The sequence below is a fragment of the Chelativorans sp. genome, assembly GCF_031180965.1.
GTDB lineage: Bacteria > Pseudomonadota > Alphaproteobacteria > Rhizobiales > Rhizobiaceae > Chelativorans.
Genome location: NZ_JAPSLH010000012.1, coordinates 65,671 through 84,807 on the forward strand (window position 1 = coordinate 65,671; position 19,137 = coordinate 84,807).

Annotated in this window: 20 protein-coding genes; 9 read left to right on the plus strand and 11 right to left on the minus strand. The window is 65.0% G+C overall.

The features are described from left to right. Positions 1–55 precede the first annotated feature (55 nt). Positions 56–385, plus strand: coding sequence for a hypothetical protein (locus tag RIN79_RS11285; protein ID WP_309084753.1), 330 nt, complete (start codon positions 56–58; stop codon positions 383–385). Positions 386–588: 203 nt separating this feature from the next. Here the strand turns inward: RIN79_RS11285 and RIN79_RS11290 are convergent, their stop codons facing one another. The 4 genes from RIN79_RS11290 to RIN79_RS11305 all read right to left on the minus strand — a co-directional run bounded on the left by RIN79_RS11290 (position 589) and on the right by RIN79_RS11305 (position 6,430). After that, positions 589–1,365, minus strand: coding sequence for an SDR family NAD(P)-dependent oxidoreductase (locus RIN79_RS11290; protein ID WP_309084754.1), 777 nt, complete (start codon positions 1,363–1,365; stop codon positions 589–591). Positions 1,366–1,531: 166 nt separating this feature from the next. After that, entirely contained in the window at positions 1,532–2,023 is a 492-nt protein-coding gene (locus RIN79_RS11295) for a MaoC family dehydratase (protein ID WP_309084755.1), read from the minus strand. A 102-nt stretch (positions 2,024–2,125) separates the two neighbouring features. Beyond that, positions 2,126–5,254, minus strand: coding sequence for an efflux RND transporter permease subunit (locus RIN79_RS11300; protein ID WP_309084756.1), 3,129 nt, complete (start codon positions 5,252–5,254; stop codon positions 2,126–2,128). Positions 5,255–5,263: 9 nt separating this feature from the next. After that, entirely contained in the window at positions 5,264–6,430 is a 1,167-nt protein-coding gene (locus RIN79_RS11305; protein WP_309084757.1) for an efflux RND transporter periplasmic adaptor subunit, read from the minus strand. 243 nt (positions 6,431–6,673) lie between these two features. Between RIN79_RS11305 and RIN79_RS11310 the strand changes: the two genes are divergently transcribed. The 7 genes from RIN79_RS11310 to RIN79_RS11340 all read left to right on the plus strand — a co-directional run bounded on the left by RIN79_RS11310 (position 6,674) and on the right by RIN79_RS11340 (position 12,952). Then, on the plus strand, positions 6,674–7,228 hold the full coding sequence (locus tag RIN79_RS11310; protein ID WP_309084758.1) for a cytochrome c oxidase assembly protein: 555 nt from the start codon (positions 6,674–6,676) through the stop codon (positions 7,226–7,228). A 1-nt stretch (position 7,229) separates the two neighbouring features. Then, positions 7,230–8,381 (plus strand): c-type cytochrome, encoded by a 1,152-nt coding sequence (locus RIN79_RS11315; protein WP_309084759.1) that lies wholly within the window; start codon positions 7,230–7,232, stop codon positions 8,379–8,381. Beyond that, entirely contained in the window at positions 8,378–9,370 is a 993-nt protein-coding gene (locus RIN79_RS11320) for a c-type cytochrome (RefSeq protein WP_309084760.1), read from the plus strand. The genes RIN79_RS11315 and RIN79_RS11320 overlap by 4 nt, the downstream gene beginning before the upstream one ends. A gap of 3 nt (positions 9,371–9,373) precedes the next feature. Then, positions 9,374–11,911 (plus strand): cytochrome c oxidase subunit I, encoded by a 2,538-nt coding sequence (gene ctaD, locus RIN79_RS11325; protein WP_309084761.1) that lies wholly within the window; start codon positions 9,374–9,376, stop codon positions 11,909–11,911. A gap of 8 nt (positions 11,912–11,919) precedes the next feature. Beyond that, positions 11,920–12,303: a hypothetical protein gene (locus tag RIN79_RS11330; protein WP_309084762.1), complete on the plus strand. Its 384-nt coding sequence runs from the start codon at positions 11,920–11,922 to the stop codon at positions 12,301–12,303. 97 nt (positions 12,304–12,400) lie between these two features. After that, complete coding sequence (locus tag RIN79_RS11335) at positions 12,401–12,580, plus strand: hypothetical protein (protein ID WP_309084763.1); 180 nt, start codon at positions 12,401–12,403, stop codon at positions 12,578–12,580. A gap of 87 nt (positions 12,581–12,667) precedes the next feature. Then, entirely contained in the window at positions 12,668–12,952 is a 285-nt protein-coding gene (locus RIN79_RS11340; RefSeq protein WP_309084764.1) for a hypothetical protein, read from the plus strand. 3 nt (positions 12,953–12,955) lie between these two features. Here RIN79_RS11340 and RIN79_RS11345 read toward each other — a convergent pair whose 3' ends face one another. From RIN79_RS11345 to RIN79_RS11355, 3 genes are read right to left on the minus strand one after another with little or no spacing between them, the layout of a single operon-like run. Continuing rightward, positions 12,956–13,288: a hypothetical protein gene (locus tag RIN79_RS11345; RefSeq protein ID WP_309084765.1), complete on the minus strand. Its 333-nt coding sequence runs from the start codon at positions 13,286–13,288 to the stop codon at positions 12,956–12,958. Then, a complete protein-coding gene (locus RIN79_RS11350) occupies positions 13,285–14,331 on the minus strand; it encodes a Gfo/Idh/MocA family oxidoreductase (RefSeq protein ID WP_309084766.1) in 1,047 nt (348 codons plus the stop codon). The genes RIN79_RS11345 and RIN79_RS11350 overlap by 4 nt, the downstream gene beginning before the upstream one ends. After that, complete coding sequence (locus tag RIN79_RS11355) at positions 14,331–15,344, minus strand: zinc-binding dehydrogenase (protein WP_309084767.1); 1,014 nt, start codon at positions 15,342–15,344, stop codon at positions 14,331–14,333. The genes RIN79_RS11350 and RIN79_RS11355 overlap by 1 nt, the downstream gene beginning before the upstream one ends. A 211-nt stretch (positions 15,345–15,555) precedes the next feature. Here RIN79_RS11355 and RIN79_RS11360 point away from each other — a divergent pair, with 211 nt between their 5' ends. Then, complete coding sequence (locus RIN79_RS11360) at positions 15,556–15,816, plus strand: hypothetical protein (RefSeq protein ID WP_309084768.1); 261 nt, start codon at positions 15,556–15,558, stop codon at positions 15,814–15,816. A gap of 2 nt (positions 15,817–15,818) precedes the next feature. Here RIN79_RS11360 and RIN79_RS11365 read toward each other — a convergent pair whose 3' ends face one another. From RIN79_RS11365 to RIN79_RS11380, 4 genes are all read right to left on the minus strand, one after another. Continuing rightward, the gene (locus RIN79_RS11365) at positions 15,819–16,109 is read right to left on the minus strand and encodes a hypothetical protein (protein WP_309084769.1); all 291 of its coding nucleotides are present in this window, start codon (positions 16,107–16,109) and stop codon (positions 15,819–15,821) included. Further along, the gene (locus RIN79_RS11370; RefSeq protein WP_309084770.1) at positions 16,106–17,254 is read right to left on the minus strand and encodes a mechanosensitive ion channel family protein; all 1,149 of its coding nucleotides are present in this window, start codon (positions 17,252–17,254) and stop codon (positions 16,106–16,108) included. Before RIN79_RS11370 ends, RIN79_RS11365 begins: the two co-directional genes overlap by 4 nt. A gap of 60 nt (positions 17,255–17,314) precedes the next feature. After that, positions 17,315–18,691, minus strand: a complete 1,377-nt coding sequence (locus RIN79_RS11375) for a UDP-glucose/GDP-mannose dehydrogenase family protein (protein WP_309084771.1) — start codon at positions 18,689–18,691, stop codon at positions 17,315–17,317. A gap of 178 nt (positions 18,692–18,869) precedes the next feature. Then, positions 18,870–19,130 (minus strand): hypothetical protein, encoded by a 261-nt coding sequence (locus RIN79_RS11380; RefSeq protein WP_309084819.1) that lies wholly within the window; start codon positions 19,128–19,130, stop codon positions 18,870–18,872. Positions 19,131–19,137 lie beyond the last annotated feature (7 nt).

Here is a 19,137-nt window from a genome sequence, read left to right on the forward strand (position 1 = left end):
GCTTCCCCCCGGAACTCCGCTCCGGCTCTGGCGTTTGTCTAAAAAGGAGCAAACGATGCTGCCCGGAAACGAAAAGCACCAGGATCGTCCTGGACCCGAAGAGCTGGAAGAAGAGCTGGAAAAGGGCCTGGAAGACACTTTCCCGGCGAGCGACCCCGTCTCTGCCGCCCAGACGACACGCGCTGGCTCACCCGGCGAGTTCGCGAAGCCCAGACCGGACGTGGAGAAGGACAAGGCGGCGCATGACAAGCAGGATGACGAATTGAATGAGGCGCTGGAGGACACGTTTCCTGCCAGCGACCCGGTTTCCCCCGCCCAGACGACGCGCACTGGCGCCCCTGACGAATTCGCAACACCGAAGCGGGACGCCGAGGGGGGCAAGTAGCGAGGCCCGAGGCAGCTTGCTTTGCGACGACAAAATGCCGTCGGTTGCGCGGTGTCCTGCGTGCGGGGCGTCGGCTGAAGGGAAGAGATAGGCGGTTGGTACCGGTTCGCCTAGGCGCGGCGCCAACCGACCTGCGTTACCGGAAATTTCCGGCAGAAGGTGAGGCGTGCCACAGTTTTCAGGCTTCTGCTGAAATGCAAGGCCTAGATGGCCATGATCCCGCCGTCGGCGGCGAGCGCCTGGCCGGTCATGAAGCTGTTGGCCGGATTGGCCGCGAAGAGAATCACCTCCACAACCTCGTCGACTTCGCCGAGCCGTCTCATGGGCACGCCGCGGGTGAGGCCAGCCTCGGCGCGGGCGGGATTTCCCGGCAGGAGCTTCAGCGTCTCCGTCACCATCTCGGTGCGTGAGAAGGAGGGACAGACCGCGTTCACCCGTACGCCTCTGGTGGCGTATTCCGCTGCGGCAGTTCGCGTCAGGCCGATGACGCCGTGCTTGGCAGCGCTATAGGCGGCAAGCCGCGGCGCGCCCGCAAGGCCGGCGATCGAAGCCACATTGACGATCGCTCCACGCCGTTTCTCCTTGCGGTACTGGCGTTCCATGAGCGGCAACTGGTGCTTCATAGCGTAGAAGACGCCCATCAGGTTGACATCGATCACCCGGCGCGCCTCGTCCGAGGGGACGAGGTGGAACTTTACGAAGTTCTGGGCAATTCCGGCATTGTTGATCGCGATGTCCAGCCCGCCGAACCGCTCCTGCGCCAGGCTTACGAGCTGTTCCGAGAGAGCCTCGTCGGCGATGTCGCCGGCGAGGATGGCAGTCTCCGTGTTCAGAGTCTCGGCCAGGCTCGTGAGCGGCTCTTCCTTCAGGTCGGAGAGCACAAGGCGGGCGCCCTTAGCCGCAAGCCGCTGCGCCAAGCGCCTCCCGAAACCACCACTGGCGCCTGTCAGAAGCACCGTCAGACCGTCAAAAGTCGCCATTCAGCGCTCTCTTTTCCCCATTATCCAGCCGGCACTGGGATTGTGATCCTGCCGGTATTGCTTTTTGGCTGAAGAGTTCGGCATTCCCGCCAGAGCGGTCTTTTCACGGTTTGGATCATCGCCGTCAAGGATTGCGATGCCGCGCGGCTCGGCGGGCAGAGCTGGCTCAGATAGCTGGCCTGCCGGAAAGCTCCGCCGGCAACGCGAGCGTCAGCCAGCGGGCGGTGAGGGCGGGCTTGACGCTGTTCTCGATCTCGATCGTCGCGTCATAATGAGTCTCGACTATGCCTGACGGCCGCACCTTCATCTCGGCGAGCACGAAGCGCCCGCGGATGCGGGCTCCGGATTTCACCGGGCTCATGAAGCGCACGCGGTCGAAACCGAAATTCATCCCCATCACAGTGCCCTCAAGCGGCGGCACCGCCTCGAAGATCAGGGTCGAAAGCAGCGAGAGAGTCAGGAATCCGTGTGCGATGGTGCCGCCATAAGGCGTTTCGCGCGCGGCCCGCTCGGGGTCGGTGTGGATAAACTGGTGGTCGTCCGTCGCGGCGGCGAACTGGTCGATCATCTCCTGGGTGACCACTCGCCAGCTGGAGACGCCAACTTCCTGCCCCACCAGCGCTTGCGCCTGTTCGATGCTTACCGGTTCGCTGTCCAAGAAAACCAAGCTCCGTTACCCGCATTGCGAAGGCCGATCAGGAGCCCCCGGCGCGTCGCACAGATACAGCGTCGCGCCGGCAATGTCATCGGCCGAATGCGGTCAATGGGATTGGATGGCGCCGGATGCTGCGTGGGTAAGCTCACGCTCCAGCCGTTGTTCCTCCTCCACCTTCGGCGTTATGAAGCGGCCGAGAAGCAGGTAAGCGACCGGCGTGAGATAGAGGGTCGACAAGGAGGAAAGGCCGAGGCCGCCGACGATCACCCAACCCAATGCGATGCGTGCTTCCGCGCCGGCGCCGGAGGCCAGAACAAGCGGAATGCCGCCGACGATCGTACAGATCATCGTCATCATGACGGGACGGAGGCGGATAAGGGCGGCCTGCTCCACGGCTTCGCGGACGCCGAGACCGCGATCACGCAGCTGGTTCGCGAACTCGACGACGAGGATGCCGTTCTTGGCCATGATGCCGACCAGCAGGACAAGCCCGATCTGGCTGTAGACGTTGAGACTGGTGCCGGTCAGCAGCAGGGCGAAAACAGCGCAGGCAAGGCCGAGCGGGACCGTTGCCATGATGATGAGCGCGCTCACGAAGCTTTCGAATTGCGCGGCCAGCACGAGCAGGATGATCACCAGAGCGAAGCCGAAGACGGTGAGCATGCTGTTGCCGGTCTCGCCGAGGCTTGCCGCTTCCGCAAGGGGGATGATGCGGCCGCCAGGCGGCAGATGCGGGGCGGCGATCTCCTCGGCGCGGGCGAGCGCCTCACCGAGCGGGAAATCGGGCGAGAGGCCCGAGGTCACCCGGACGACGCGCAACTGCTCCTCGCGCGTCAGGGAAGGCGGCACCGCCTCCTCGCGCAGCGAGGTGATCGTAGACAGCGGTACAAACCGGCCATCACCCGTCTTGATGAAAATGTTTTCGAGGTCGGTGGGATCGTTGATCGGATTCGTAGAGGAAAGAAGCTTCACATCGAAGCTCTTGTCGTCGATGAAGAGGTCGGCGATCTTGCGACCGTCGAGCAGCGCCTGAATAGATTCGCCGAGCCCGTTGATGCTGATACCGAGATCGGCAGCCCGGTCGCGGTCGATCTCTACCTTCAGCTGAGGCTGGGTCGCGTCCTGGGAAAGCCGCGGCTGATCGAAGCGCGGGTCCTCCTCCATCTCGGCGACGATGGCGAGCGCGGCCTGCGTCAGCCGCTCGTAATTATTACCGGCAACGGCGAATTGCAGGCCGCTGCCCGAGCCGCGAATGCCAAGGCTGTTGGGCTGGAAGGCGAAGGCGCGCACGCCGGGAATCGCGGCCGCCAGACTATTCACCTCGTCGAGGATCTCCTGCTGCGAGCGCTCGCGCTCGTCCCAAGGGGCAAGGCCGAGCATCAGGAAGCCGCTGTTGGAGCCGCCCTGGCCGGTGACCGAGAAGGTGGTGCGGATCTCGCCGCTGTCGCGCAGCGGCTGTATGGACGCTTCCACCTCGCGCATCTTGCCGGCGAGGTAGTCTAGGCTCACGCCTTGCGGCGCGGAGACCCGCATCATCGCCACGGCGCGGTCTTCCGATGGCGTGAGCTCGGATTTGATCAAGCCGAACACGCCGAATGCGGCGGCCGCGAAAAGCAGCGATACCACCACGACGACCAGCGGCGCGTTCAGGCAAAAACGCAGCGTGCGCTCATAGAGACCGGCAAGCGCTCCGGCGATCCCGCCCAGGATCCCGCCACCATGGGTCTCCTCGCCGCTTTCATGGGAACGGAGCATGCGGGAAGCGAGCATCGGGCAAAGCGAAAGGGCCACGATGGAGGACAAAAAGACTGAGAAGGCGAGCACGAAGCCGAATTCGCGGAACAGGCCGCCGGCCTGCCCCGGCAGGAAGGACAGCGGGACGAAGACGGCGATAAGCGTGGCGGTCGTCGCGATCACCGCGAAGAAGACCTCCTGCGTGCCGAGCACCGCCGCCGCGCGCGGGCCCATGCCCTGATTGCGCCGGCGTACGATGTTTTCGAGCACGACGATGGCGTCGTCCACGACAAGCCCGGTCGCAAGCACGAGCGCGAGCAGCGTCAGAATATTGATGGAGAAGCCGACCAGGTAGATGGCCGCGATCGTCCCGACCAGCGCCACTGGGATGGCAATTCCCGGAATGATGGTGGCGCGCCAGTCGCGCAGGAAGAGATAGATCACCAGCAGCACCACGGTGACAGAGATTATCAGCGCAATCTCCACCTCGTGGATGGCCCCGTTGATGAAGATGGCGTCGTCGCTGGTGATCTCGATCGACATGCCTTCCGGCAAGGTTTTCCGGAGATCCTCCACAGCCTGCTTGACGCCGGAGGAGATGTCCAAGGTGTTCGACTGGGCCTGGCGCACGATGCCGAGGCCGATTCCGGTGCGGCCGTTGGTGCGGAGAGTCGTCTCACCTTCGTCCGGCCCCAGCGTGACCGTGGCCACGTCGCCCAGCCGGACATTCTCCGACAGCTCGATCTCTTCCATCTGCTCCGGAGTGGTGACGGAGGAGGTGGCGCGGACGATCAGGTTCTGGGCATTGCTCGTCAGCGAGCCCGCCGGGCTGTCGAAGGCGATGGTCGACAGCGCGCTGCCCACATCGGCGACTGTCATGCCGTGGCTTGCGAGGCGCGACTGGTCGATGTCGATGCGGAAGATCTTCGTGCGGTCTCCATAGACCTGGACGTCGGCAACGCCGGGAACGGCCGCCAGCCGGTCCACGATCTCGTCCTCGATGAAGAGCGACATGTCCTCGACGCTCATCGCGCCGGAGGTGACCGCGAGGCGCATGATAGCGTCGGCATTCTCGTCCGCCTTGACCACGATCGGGGCGTCGGCGTCGTCGGGGAGCTGGTTCTGGACGCGCCCTACTGCATCGCGCACGTCCGAGGCGGCGGTATCGAGGTTGACGCTCTCGCGGAACTCGATCGTCACGCGGCTGCGGCCGAAGGAGGAGGAGGAGGAGATGGCCGAGACGCCTGCGATGCGCGCGACGGCTCCTTCGACAATAGCGGTGATCTCGCGGTCGATCGTCTCAGCCGCCGCCCCGTCGAAATTCGTGCTGACCGAAATGACCGGCCGATCGACATCGGGCAACTCGCGCACTTCCACGCCGAACAGTGCGGCAAGGCCGGCGACGATGACGAGTGTGTTGACGACGAAGGCAAAGACCGGCCGCCGCACGAAAAGCGCCGTGATGCCTTCCCCAGCCCTGGCGATGTCCTTCTGGCTCATAAAGCTTCCTCAGCCGCCGCTGGCCGGGCGGCCGCCTTCATTGCCAGCGACGGCGATGGGCTGGCCCTCACGCACAGCATGCACGCCTTCCACGACCACATAATCGCCATCGGCGAAGGCGCCGTCGACGAGGATGCTGTCGGAATTGCGCTGCACCACGCGAACCGGCAGGCGCTGCGCCGTGCCTTCGCGAACAGCCCAGACAAAGGCGCCATCGGTGCTCCATTGGACGGCAAGCGGATCGACTGCAGGGAAGCTCTCGCCGGGAAACTGCATGGTCACCCGGAACGCCATCCCGGACCGCAGCGTGTCGGCGGGATTGGCAATCCGGCCCTGAACGTGCAGCGTGCGGCTCGCCGGGTCCACCTGGTTGTCGATGGCGCTGACCGCGCCCTCATAGGTTTCGTCCGGTCGCGCGATGGACTGGGCCGTGAGCGGCATGCCGATGGAGATCAGCCGCGCGTAGCGCTCGGGCACCCAGAAGTCGACGAGGATCTCGGAACGGTCGTCGATCGTGACAATGGGATCGGAGGAGGTGACGTAGGTACCAGGAGAGACCGGCAAAATGCCCACCGTTCCGTTGATCGGCGCGACGATGTCGCGTCGCTCCAATGCAAGCCGAGCGTCGCGCAGCGCCAGTTCCGCATTGCGCAGCGCGAGTTCCGCCTCCGTCTGCTGCACCGCCGTGGCCGTGTTGGAAGAGCGGAGCGCGGTCACCCGCTCCAGCCTCGTGCGGGCATCGTCCAGGGCCAGCTCGGCGCGGTCGACTGCAATGCGTTCGGATTCGGAGTCCATCCGGGCGATCACCTGGCCCGCTTCGACCTCAGCACCCGGTTCCACCAGGATCTCGGTCAACCGGCCGGGCGCGAAGGGGCGCACCTGCACCGTGTGCAGGGCCTTGCCGTTGCCGATCGCCGTCAGCCGGTCATTGATCGTCGCACTGGTAACCGGAGCGGAGACGATGGCGGCCTGCATGCCGCCGCCGCGCCTGCCAGGGCCCGCACCGGGAGCGCCGTTGCCGCGCCGCGCCTCAGGAGAGGGGGCTGCCGCTGCCGGAGCCTGCGCCAGTCCCAGATCCGCCGCCATCTGCCGCGCGCCGGGGAAGAACTGATACCAAAGGACAACGGCCGCCACCAGGATGACGAGACATAGCAAGGCCTGCTTCCACCAAGACATTCAGTTCTCCGGATGTCGCTGCCGCCGTGCCGGCTATTTGGCTCGGTCCCGAACTCGTTCGACGCAACTTGTGCCTAGATAGGCTTCTTGTACGGCAAGATTTAGCCTCGGTTCAGCAACTATATCATTAAATTACCGTAAGGCTGCCGGCGCAGGGCGGCGAGCTACCCGCTGTCGGGAACAAGTTGGCGCGTTGCCCGTTCACGAGCAATGGTGGACTCCGGCGGGTTCCTTGCCCAACACATGGCTGTTCATATCCTGGCGATGAATCTCGCAGCGCCGGCTGCTGTGTTCGCATGGCGCCTTGCGGCGGGTGCTGGGACGGAGCAAAGCGACGCACGATGGATATGGCCGGCGGCGACGGTGCAGATCGCCCTTCTCTGGTTCTGGCACCTCCCCGAGCCGCTCGCCTTCGCCTTCGCCGCTCCCGGCGGCCAAGCACTGATGCATCTTTCCCTATTCGCCGCCGCGTTCTGGTTCTGGCGCGCTATTCTCGACGAGGCAGAGGCGGCGCGCTGGCGTGCCCTCGGCGCGCTGCTCTTTACGGGAAAACTGTTTTGTCTGCTGGGTGTACTCCTCACTTTCGCGCCGCGGTCCCTCTATGTGAGGGTGGCCGAGATTTGCTTCGGCGGACGAGTCAGCCCAGAAGCGCTCGTGGCGGACCAGCAGCTTGCCGGCTTGCTGATGCTGGTCTCGTGCCCTCTAGTATACGTGCTCGCTGGCGTCATCATTGCCGCGCGCTGGCTGCGTGAGATCGACGGGCGGCAAGCGAGCTACCTTCCCGAAGAAGGCTACTGAAATGAGTTGGGGGGGCGTGCCGGGCTGGCGGTCCATCGCCTCCGGAGCCGCGATCGTGCTTCTCGGCGCCGGCCTCCTCGGCGGAGCCTTCATTCTCTCGGGACTCTACAATGTCGCCGCGTCTTCGAACCACTTCGACATCACCAACTTCATCATCCGCCTGACGCTCGCGCGATCGGTCGAGACACGCAGCATGGGGATCGAGCCGCCGCCCGATCTTTCCGACGAGCGGCTGGCCCGGCTCGGTGCGCGGCATTTCGCGCTCGGTTGCGCGCCCTGCCACGCCTCGCCATCCACCTCCCAGAACCCCATCGCGGCGAAGATGTATCCCGCCCCTCCGCCGCTCTCGCACGCCGCGGAGGAGTGGGATGCGGAGGAACTGTTCTGGATCGTCAAGCACGGGCTCAAATTCACCGGCATGCCGGCCTGGCCGGCATTGGAGCGGGACGAGGAGGTATGGGCTCTGGTCGCTTTCCTCGAAAGGCTGCCGGAGATGGAAGGCCGGGACTATGCCGAGTTCTCAGGCACAGGCGGCGAGCGCAGCGCCTCCGCTTTGACCTTCGCGCCGGACCGGGCGCTCGAAGAAACGGTTGAGATGTGCGGCAGTTGCCATGGCGATGCCCGCAACCCGCCGGTCCATCCCCTCGCGCCGCCGCTCGCTGGCCAGAAAGAAGCCTATCTGCGCCGGGCGCTCAGCGAGTATGCGGCCGGCCGAAGGCCGAGCGGCATCATGGAACCCATGGCCGCGGCTCTCGGGCCGTCCCAGATCGAGGCGGTGGCTCAGCATTACGCGCGGGCTTCCCTCTCGCCGCCGGGAACCAGCGTGGACGCAGACGCGGACGCGGCGGCCCGGGGCCAGGCCATAGCCATGAATGGTTTGGGCGAGGATGGTATTCCGGCCTGCCGCTCCTGCCACGCCGCGGAGACATCCGGCCAGTTCCCGCGCCTCGACGGACTTCCCGCCGAATACATCGCGACGCAGCTCTCGCTTTTTCAGAGTGGAGTTCGCGCCGGCTCGGCCTACAGCGCCATCATGGCACCCATCGCGAGGCGCTTGAGCAAGGAGCAGATCGAGGACGTTGCCGCCTATTTCGCCGCGCGCTCGCCCGGCGACGGAACGGGCGATACGGCCGGTTCGGAGGCTTCGCAATGATTCGCGTCGGGCGGGGCGGCTTGCTTCTGGCGCTGGCTTTCGCGGCAACAGGCTGCTCGGGCGTGCAGTCGGCGCTCTCGCCCAGCGGCGTCGAGGCCCTCACGATAGACCCGCTCTTCTGGACCTCCACCTGGGTCGGCGTGGTCGTCACGCTCATGGTGGTGGTTGTCGTGGCAATTGCGCTCTACGGGCCAAAGGACTGGCGGGCACGGCTCGGCGGCAATTGGCTGGTCGTCGGCGGCGGCATCGTCTTTCCCGTTGTGGTGCTGACCGGGCTCTTCATCTACGGCCTGCTCGTCATGCAGGCGGGCGCGTTGCGCAGCCAGGAAGCGGGCGAGGGCACGGTGACCATCACCGGCAAGCTATGGTGGTGGGAGGTGATCTATTCGGGTCCGAACGGAGAGGAGGTCGTGAGCGCCAACGAGCTGCGTCTTCCGGTCGGCCGTGCGGTCCGGCTGCGGCTCCTCTCCGACAACGTGATCCACAGTTTCTGGGCGCCGCAGATCGCCGGCAAGCTCGACATGATCCCCGGCCGCGTCAATGAAGTCGTCTTCGAGGCGACCAAGCCTGGCGTGAGCCGCGGGCAATGCGCTGAATATTGCGGCGGCGCGCATGCGCTCATGTCCTTCTATGTGGTGGCCATGGAGGAAGCCGAATATGCGGCCTGGCTCCAGCGCGAGGCGCAGCCCGCCCGCGAGCCCGCAACGCCCGAGGAGACCCGCGGGCGCGACCTGTTCTTCGCCAATGGCTGCGGCGCCTGCCATCAGGTGAGAGGGACGGAAGCCCGCAGCCTCATCGGTCCTGACCTTACGCATGTCGGCAGCCGCCTCTCGCTCGGGGCCGCCGCCCTTGAAAACGACCCCCAGGCCTTCGCCCGCTGGATCGCGGACAACCAGCACATCAAGCCGGAAAACCTTATGCCGCCGTTCCGCCAGTTCTCAGACGAGGAGCTTTCAGCCCTTGCCGCCTATCTGGACAGCCTGGAGTAGAGCATGACCGCGCCGAGCGAGCTGCCGAACAAGGGGCCGCGCCCCCCGGGCGAGCTGCAGGAACTCGAGCGCGTCTGGAAGATCCCGACCGGCTTCCGGCTGATCAGCGCCGTCAACAACCAGGTGATCGGCATCCTCTATATCGGGATCGCCTTCCTCTTCTTCCTGCTTGCCGGTGTCCTTGGGCTCGTCATGCGCACGCAACTTGCCTTGCCCGAGAACGACCTTGTCAGCCAGGATCTGTACAACCAGATCTTCACCGTGCACGGCACGACGATGATGTTCCTCTTCGCCGTGCCGGTGGTCGAGGCGCTCGGGGTCATGCTCCTGCCGCAGATGCTGGCGGCGCGCGACCTTCCCTTTCCCCGGCTGTCGGCCTTCGCGATCTGGGCTTACATCGTTGGCGGCCTGGTCTTCTTCTCGACCATCTTCTATGACCTTGCGCCCAAGGGCGGCTGGTTCATGTATCCGCCGCTGACGCTGAAAGAATATTCGCCGGCGGACAATGCCGATTTCTGGCTCCTCGGCATCGGCTTCATCGAGATCTCGGCAATCGCCGGCGCGATCGAGATCATCGTCGGCACGCTGCGCACCCGCCCGCCCGGCATGTCCCTGGCAAAGATGCCGGTTTTCGCCTGGGCGATGCTCATCTTCGCCGCCATGATCATGATCGCCTTTCCGGCGGTCATCCTGGCAACGATGCTGCTCGAGATCGAGCGGTCCTTCGGCTGGCCGTTCTTCTCGGCGGAAAAGGGCGGCGACCCGCTCCTGTGGCAGCATCTCTTCTGGTTCTTCGGTCATCCCGAAGTGTACATCATCTTCCTGCCGGCTGCGGGACTGGTCTCCATGATCGTGCCAACAATGGCGCGGCACCCTCTGGTGGGCTACCGGCTCATCGTCGTGGCGCTCATCGGCACCGGGTTCTTCTCCTTCGGCCTGTGGGTGCACCACATGTTCACCACAGGCATCCCTTCCCTCAGCCTTGGCTTCTTCTCGGCCGCAAGCATGGCCGTGGCGATCCCGTCGGGCATCCAGGTCTTTTCCTGGATAGCCACCATCGCCTCCAGCAAGGAACGGTTTCGCATCACCACGCCCTCGCTCTTCGTCCTCGGCTTCCTCTTCATCTTCACCGTGGGCGGGGTAACAGGCGTAATGGTGGCGCTGGTGCCGGTCGACTTCCAGGTGCATGACACCTACTTCGTCGTGGCCCATTTCCACTATGTGCTGATCGGCGGAATGGTGTTTCCGCTGTTCGCCACCTTCTATTATTGGATTCCGGCCTTCAGCCGGAACATGCTTTCCGAGCGTCTCGGGCGCTGGGTCTTCTGGCTTATGTTCATCGGCTTCAACGTCACCTTCTTCCCGATGCACATTATGGGCCTGCTCGGCATGCCCCGTCGGGTCTGGACCTACCCCGAGGATCTCGGCTGGGGCATGCTCAACATGGTTTCGTCCGTGGGCTCCTATATTCTCGCTGTCGGCGTCCTTCTTTTCGTCATCGACCTTCTCCTCCGCTTCCGGCCCACGGTCGAAAACAGCGTGGACGATCCCTGGGGCGCCGGCACGCTCGAATGGCTGCCGACCGGCGCGTACTCCACGCGCAGCATCCCCTTCGTGCAGAGCCGCGACCCCCTCTGGGATCAGCCCAATCTCGCGCGGGAGGTGGAGCAGGGGCTGCATTTCCTGCCCGGCGCCCCCACCGGCGGCCGCGAGACGATCGTCACCAGCGCTGTCGATGCGCGCCCGCAATACATCATCCGCATGCCCGGCCCGGGCTGGGCACATCTCGTTGCCGCCGTCTTCATGGCGGCCGCCTTCCTCCTGCTCACCGTCAAGATGGTGACGGTCGCCATCATCTGCGCTGTCGTCTCGATCTCCGCCTGCCTTGTCTGGGGTTGGAAGCTCGATCACGGGCCGGGCGGGGGCAAGGTCGACATCGGCGCGGGCATAAGGCTGCCCACCTATATGGCCGGGCCGAGATCCCATGCCTGGTGGGCGATGATGGTGCTCATCCTCGTCGCCTCGTCCCTCTATATCTCCTATGTCTTCTCCTATCTTTATCTCTGGATCGTCTCGCCCGAGGTGTGGGCTCCGCATGGTTCGCCCGCTCTGCCGGGCGCCGGCTGGCCGGTCGGCACGGCGCTGCTGCTCGTCGCCGGAACCGCCGCTATGGTGCTCACGCGCTGGCTGCTGCCCGAGCCCGGTCGACGGGAGCCCGCGGTGCCGCTCCTGCTTGCGCTGGCGGCGATCTGCCTTGTCGGCGCTTCCCTTGCAGAAGTCTGGGCACACTGGTCCACCGGGCTGCGCCCGGCCCAGAATTCCTATGGCGCGATGGTCTACATGGGCAGCGTCATCAATCTTCAGGTCGTGCTTGCCGTGGCCGTGCTCGCCGGCTTTGCAATCGCGCGCTATCTCACGGGAAAGCTCGATCAGGAGCGCCGGGTGAATTTCGAGAATTGCGCGTTGCTCTACTACTACGCCGCCGGGCAGATGCTGTTCGGGCTCCTGCTCCTGCACGGCTTTCCGCGGCTTGCCGGATAGGAGGGGCCATGGCCAAACTCGAGGAGATGCGCCGGCCGGAGCAGGGGACAAAAGCCTTCCCCATGCTCCTTTACCTTAGTGCCGGGCCGCTGCTCTGGGCGGGGCATCTCACCTTCGTCTACATGGCTCATACGGCGATCTGTGCGCTCGCCGGCTCCCCCGCTGCAGCCACTGCCGTGCTGCTCGTCGCCACCGGGCTGTTCCTCCTGCCGCTGGGCTTCCTCCTGTTCAAGCAGTTCCGCCTGGCGCGCCTTCTCGGGCTTGGCGAGGCGATTGAAGATCGGTCGATCTATGACGGGATCGCACTGTTCGCAAACGTCCTCTCCTTTGTCGGGATAGCCTGGTCGGGGCTGGCCGTGGCCATGCTCTCCTCCTGTGTGTTGGGACGCTGACGGGCGGAAAATCTTTCCCGAAACGGGCGGAACCAATGGTCTTCAGGAAAATTGGAAAATGACGGATTGCGGCTCAGGATCGCAGGGAGAAAAGCCGATGTCGAACCGGGAAAGAAAAATAGATCGCCTGTCGCGGGAGCAGACAAACGAATATCTGCGCCGGTCTTCGATCACCTATCTGGAATGCTGCGTCAGCCTGATGCTTACCCATCTGAGCCGCGAAGAGGTAGCCACCATCCTTGAGCAGGAGGCGGACATGGTGCGCGAGCTGGGGTGAGCGCCCTCGCGTCCCGGACCACGCAGCCCGAGATCAAAAAAGCGAGCGCTTCCTCTAGGAGAGCGAGCGCCCCAGGAGAAGAATAAGATGGCCGACGATCCAAAACGCGAGCCCGAGGATCTGCACGAGGAGGCGCCGCAGCGCGCCCAGCAGAACTGGGACGACCTCATCGGCGTGGAAGACGTGCCGGAAAATGTCGACGCCGAAGACGTGCCTTTCGACCAGTCGGGGCGCGTCGACACGGACGAGCATTACGGGGAAGGGCAGGACAATCCCTATATGGAAAGCGACGCGGCCCTGCCTGACGACGAGGAAGAAGAGGTCTTCAGCCGCAACAATTCGCGCGAGGGCGGGCGGTTCGACGAGGTCTGACGGTCAGGGTCCCGAAGGCGGGCTGTCCTCGCCCTCCAGCTCCGCCAGGCGCTCGCGCGCTTCCCGGAGGATGCGCCGGAATTCGCGTGTGGCGGACGCTTCGATCGCGAAGGCGCCGCCGGAGGGCACTGCGCCGGGGTCCTCCTGATGATCCTGAAAGAGGGTATGCGCCTCAAGCGCTTCGAGCAGCTTTTTGGCGCGCTCCTCACCCGAACTCTCCATCCTGGCGAGATGCGCAACAATGAAGGCGAGCGCTTCGCGTTGCGCGTTGAGCCGGCCTTCGATCTCCTCATTCGGCAATTCGGACAAGAGATAGTCCTTCCTTTCGGCCGTCATTCGGCAGCTGCCAGCAGCGCCGGCCGGCGATAGATGCGGTCCAGCACCTCGGCCACCTGCACGAACTGCTCTGCCTGCGGATCGTAGCCGGTATCGGCGGCAAGCCGCACGGCCCAATCGACGGCGGCGCGTCCGCCCCAGTCGTCGGGCGGCGAGGCGAGCTGTTCGCGCGCTGTGCCGCGATAGCGCTCGGCGACGAAGTCGTAGAAGGAGCCGTTCACGTTGCGCAGCGCAGCGCCGCCCTCGGTACCGTAGAAGGCGGCGGAAATCTCCGCGTCCTGGCCCGCATGCAGCCGCCAGGAACAGGCAAGTCGAACCACTGTGCCCGTCTCGAGCGTCATCGTCGCAATGGCGAAATCCTCAACGACCGCAGGGTTGGCGGAAAGCGGCTCGCCTTTGGCGAAGAGATGGCTGGAGACGTCGACGACTTTCGGGAAGCCGAGTGCCCAGAGCGCCAGATCCACCAGGTGCACGCCGAGATCAATCACGCAGCCGCCCCCCGAAAGCATCGGGTCGTAGAACCAGGCTTTGTCCGGTCCGTAGGCATTGTGGAAAACGAGGTCGACCGCCTGAACCCGGCCGATGTCGCCCCCGGCGACAATGGGACGGATCTGCCGCATGGCCTGGGTATGGCGATAGGAAAGGTCGAGCCCGAGGAGGCGATCCGCCGCCCTTGCGGCATCCACCACCGCGCGCGCCTCGCCATGATTGCGGCCGAGCGGCTTCTGACAGAACACCGCCACGCCGCGGCCGAGCGCCTGGAGCGCCTGTTCGGCATGGAGCGCGCTCGGCGTCGCGATGACAATGCCGTCCACTCCCTGCTCGAGCAGGCCCGAGAGCCCATCGACGCGCTTTGCCCCAGGCGCAAGCTTCGCCGCCTCGTCCAGGCATTCCGCCGAAGCGTCGGCAATGGCCGCCGCTTCGGCAATGCCCGAATCGATCAAGGCCTTCATGCGATGGCGGCCGATCCAGCCAACGCCGAGAAATCCCAGCCGTGGCTTCCTGAGCATGGTCTTGCTTGGGTGATCGACGACCGTGCTCATCACGGCATCCTCACCACCGCCTTCAAGAAGCCGTCCGGCCGGTCGCGCGTGGCATTCAGCGCGTCATCCAGCCGGGCAAGCGGAAACATGTCGGTGATCAGCGGCATGGGATCGAGCCGGCCCGACAGGACCGCGTCGATCGCCTCGCGCATGCCGCGGATATAAGTGAGCGGGTTGCGTTCGTGGGCGTTGATCACGTCGATGCCGCGCCAGTTCCAGAGCTGCATGTTGATCTGCCGCGGCCCATCCTGGTGGTAGCCGGCGATGATCAGCTTGCCGCCCTCGGCCGTGAGCTCGCCCGCGAGATCGAGCGGCCAGGCCTTGCCGGTCGCCTCGATCACGCGGTCGCAGAAGCGGCCGCCAGTCAGCGCCCGGACCTTGTCGATGATGGCGTGATGGTCGTCCAAAGGAACAGTCTGCGCAGCGCCCATCTGCCGGGCCATGTCGAGCGCATAGGGGCGGCGCGTGATGGCGATCACATCGGCGCCGGCCTGCGTGACGAGCCGCGTGAGGATAGCGCCCAGAAAGCCGATGCCGATAATCGCCACCGTCTGGCCTGCCTCGATATCGGCGCGGCGGAAGATGTTCATGGCGCAGCCGAGCGGCTCACCGGGCAGCGGCATATCAGCGAGCTCAGGCGGCAGCGGCACGGCCTGCGCCGCCTCGCCCACGTCGAATTCCGCATAGCTGTTCTGGAAGAGCGTCGTCACGGGCTGGCCTGGCTCCAGCCCTGTCACGCCGGGACCTACCGCGTCGACGATGCCCCAACCCTCATGGCCGAGCGCACCCGGCGCCGTTGGAAACTGCATCCATTCGGGCCCTGCCCAGGGCCCCAGATTGGAGGCGCACACACCGCATCCGGTAAGCCGCACCCGCACCTGGCCCTCGCGAGGCTCGGGCACCGGCACATCCTGGATCGCTATGGCTCCCGGTCCGGTGACTACGGCGGCCTTCATGGTGGAGGGAGTGGAAAGGGATACAATGGCGTTCGCGCGGTCGAGCGTTGTGGTCATTCATGCCGCCCTGGATTGCGAGGATTTCCAGATGAACAAGAAGCGCGCAAAATGGTTCCCGGCGGCGATGCGCGGGGCAGAAAGCAGGCGGCGATGACAAGGGCCGGACAGGCCCGATCGGTGTTTCCAAACTTTGCGCCCCCAGGTTTGTTCCGCGCCGCCGGAACAATGTCCTGCACGGCCGGTTGAGGGGTTTTGGATCGGAGGTCCCATGGCCGAGAGCGACAAGGAGAAGAATGGCGTCAAGGCAAAGGAGATGCCGCCGGAAACGGGCCGCGAGGTCCTGAAGCAGGCGACGGGCCCCGCGCCCGAAGACGTGGTGCCCGATGTCCCGGGCATCAAAGGCGGAGAGAAGATAAGGCCGGTGGACCTTTCCCTGCATGGCGACGGGATCGATCACTGGCAGGACGAACCGGACGGCGGCGACCAAACCGGCGACGGCGAGGAGGACCAGCGCAAGGAAAAAGACTGAGCCTATCTGTGCGTCCGGCCGACGATGGTGGTCAGTTCCGTGTAGGAGATCTGGCCGCCGGGCACGTCCCGCCGGTTCGCTTCGCGCAGGAAGCGGATCGGGAAAAGCACCGCCTCCACGTTGGAGTGCGAGATCTGATCGGGGCGGCGGCTGTCATTGGCGAGCGTAGCTTCAGCCTCGGCGAGCGCCGTCTCGATTTCCGCCGCATCGGCAATGCCCTTCTGGCGCAACAGGCGGCAGAGCGAGGCGACGGCCATCAGTACGCCTTCCATTTGCAGGTTCGCGGTGTTCATTGGCGGCTCCCTTTCCGGTCGAAATCACCCTGGTAAGAATCCTGCTCTTGCCGCATGACGCGTTGGGCGCCGTCGAGCTCGGCTCTGAAGCGCGGCAGCGCATGCGGGAAATGCTCGTTGAGATAGGTGATCAGCTCTTCCCTGATCTGGCATCGCAGGTCGAATGCCGCGCCCGAATTCGCCGCGCTCGCCAGGATGCGTAGCTGCATCGTGTTCTCACGGAAGTCGGTGACCTGCAGGCTGAAGATGTCGCCATCCCACAGCGGCGAGGCGCGTACGATTTCCTGCGCCTTGCGTCTGAGGGCAGCGACCGGCACCGAAAAGTCGAGGTAGAGATAAACCTCGCCAGTGAGCGCCGTGTCCTCGCGCGTCCAGTTCTGGAAGGGGCGCTCCATGAAATAGTTGAGCGGCACGATCAGACGCCGTCGATCCCAGGTGCGTACGACCACATAGGTCGACGTGATCTCTTCCACATTGCCGTATTCGCCCTCGACGATCAGCGCGTCGTCGATGCGGATTGGCTGGGTGATGGCGAGCTGGATGCCTGCGAACAGGTTCTTCAGCAAGGGCTGGAGCGCAAGACCCACGACGATGCCCGCCGCCCCCGCCGACGCCAGAAGGCTGATGCCGTACTGGCGCACCGCCTCGAACGTGGTCAGCATGGCGCCGATGCCGACGATGACGATGAGGGTGCTCGCAACCCGCTGCAGGATCCGAGACTGCGTTACATGCTTGCGCGCCAGGAAATTGTCATCCGTGTCGAGCTTGAAACGGCGCAGGTGCAGCGTCGTGAAGATATGCAGCACTAGCTGCGCCAGCCACATCAGCACCGCGATAACGCCGAGCAGGAGCACATGCCGGAAAATCTCTTTCTGGCCGCTCGTGAAGGGCACCAGGGGCGCCAGGAGCGCAAGCGCCGCAACCACAAGGATCAGCCGCAGCGGATTGGCGGACCGGGAGACAAGCGAGCGCCAAAAGAGGTCCCGGCGCGCAACGAAGCGCGTCAAAGAGCGATGCAGCAGGACATGCAGCAGAAGCGCGGCGGCGGCGGCCAGCAGCAAGGCCACGGCGGAAAACAGCCAGTCGGGCATGACTCGCGCCAATGCCTCCACCTTCGCCGCCGCGTCGATCAGCAGTGGTTCCATGCCTCTCAAAGAGCCTGACTGAAGGGCCTGTTCCCTGCGCCCGGAAGCGCAGGGGAAGATTTATGCGTGGCCCGGAGCTGCCACTCGCCGGTCCCAGGTGTCTATCGCAGCCACCCCGGCCCGCTGGGCGACTGCGGCCGCGGCGCGACCGAGGCTGAAATAACGCAGCCCGTGTTGGGTGACCGCCCGCGGCTCGAACAGGTTGCGGTAGTCGAACACGGCATCGCCCGAAAGCGTGCGGGCGAGGCGGCCGAAATTGAGCTGCCGGTACTCGTCCCATTCCGTCAGGATAACCACGGCCGAGGCGCCGGCGCAGGCTTTATACGGGCAGTCGGCCCAGGTCACGTCCTGGACGAACTGGCGCGCGTTGCCGATAGCCTTCGGGTCATGGGCCGTCACGCGCAGCCCCGCTTTCTGAAGTGCCGGGATAATGGTGAGGGCGGCCGCCTCGCGCACATCATCCGTATTGGCCTTGAAGGCGAGGCCCAGGACCGCCACGGCAGCGCCGGGCTGGAGCTGCCCCTCCTTGAGGATGCGGCGGGCGAGCGCGGTCTTGCGCTGATCGTTGCGGGCAATGAGCGTCTCGACCAGCTTTTGCGGCGCGCCATATTCGCGGCCTGTCGCGGCAAAGGCGCGCGTGTCCTTGGGAAAGCATGAGCCGCCGAAGCCAGGCCCGGGGGAAAGGAAGGCCTCGCCGATGCGCGGATCCAGCCCGATGCCGCGCGTGACCTCGGCGATGTCTCCGCCGGTCTTCTCACAAAGGTCGGCCACGTCGTTGATGAAGCCGATCTTCAGCGCCAGGAAAGCGTTAGCCGAATATTTGATCAGCTCCGCGTTGCCGGTGGTGGTGACGACCATCGGCACGCCCTTCTTTTCGAAGGAGCGGTAGATGGAGCGGAGGACGTTGCGGGATCGGGTATCGTCGGCGCCGAGGACGATGCGGTCCGGATCCATGAAGTCGGCCATTGCCGAACCTTCGCGCAGGAATTCCGGATTTGAGGCGACGCGCACATCGAAAGCGCCGCGCTCGCGGGCGATGATTTCGCGCACGCGCCGGGCGGTGCCCACCACGACGGTCGATTTCACGACGACCAGGGCGCCGCGCTTCAGATGGGGCGCGATCTGCTTGGCCGCGGCCAGCACGTGGGAGAGGTCGATCCCGCCATCCGGGCCGGAGGGCGTGCCGACCGCGATGAAAACGGCATCGGCTTCGGCCACGCTTTCGTTCAACTGCGAGGAGAAACTCAGCCGCCGGTCAGCCACGGCGCGGCGCATCGCTTCCTCAAGACCGGGCTCGTAGATCGGAAGATCCAATCGCTCCAGACGGACTATTCGCGCGGCATTGATGTCGTAGCAACGGACGGTGTGGCCCAGATTCGCCAGGCAGGTGCCGGTTGTCAGGCCGACATAGCCGGCGCCTATCATGGTGACTTGCATGCCGTTCTCCTGTGAGGGTATCACGTCGGCTTAACACCGGAAGGCGTGATGTGGTTCCCAAGTAGAAGAAGAAGGATTCCGTTAAGTCTTTCGAACGAAAGGGCAATTCAGCCTCACGCCCCGTGGAGGCGGGCGGCAAGCTCGTCGCAAGCCGCGCCGAGCCGCCCAAAGTTTCGGCTTATCGCTCAACGAATTTATTGAAACGGCTGGTGCCGCCGCTGCCGGTTTCGTCCTGGTAGAGGAAGGCCAGCTTCCGTTCATCGAAAACCCGGAAGAACTCGTCCCAGTCGATCTCTTCCAGATTGTCGTCCTGTTCGCCGAAATCGATGCGCAGGATGCCGCCAGGCCCGCTGGTCTTCACCCTTGCGGGGCGGCCGCCGCGCGACTCGGCCCATTTGCGAATGGTGTCATGATCGGTCGTCGTATTGGCCTGCGACATCGTCCCG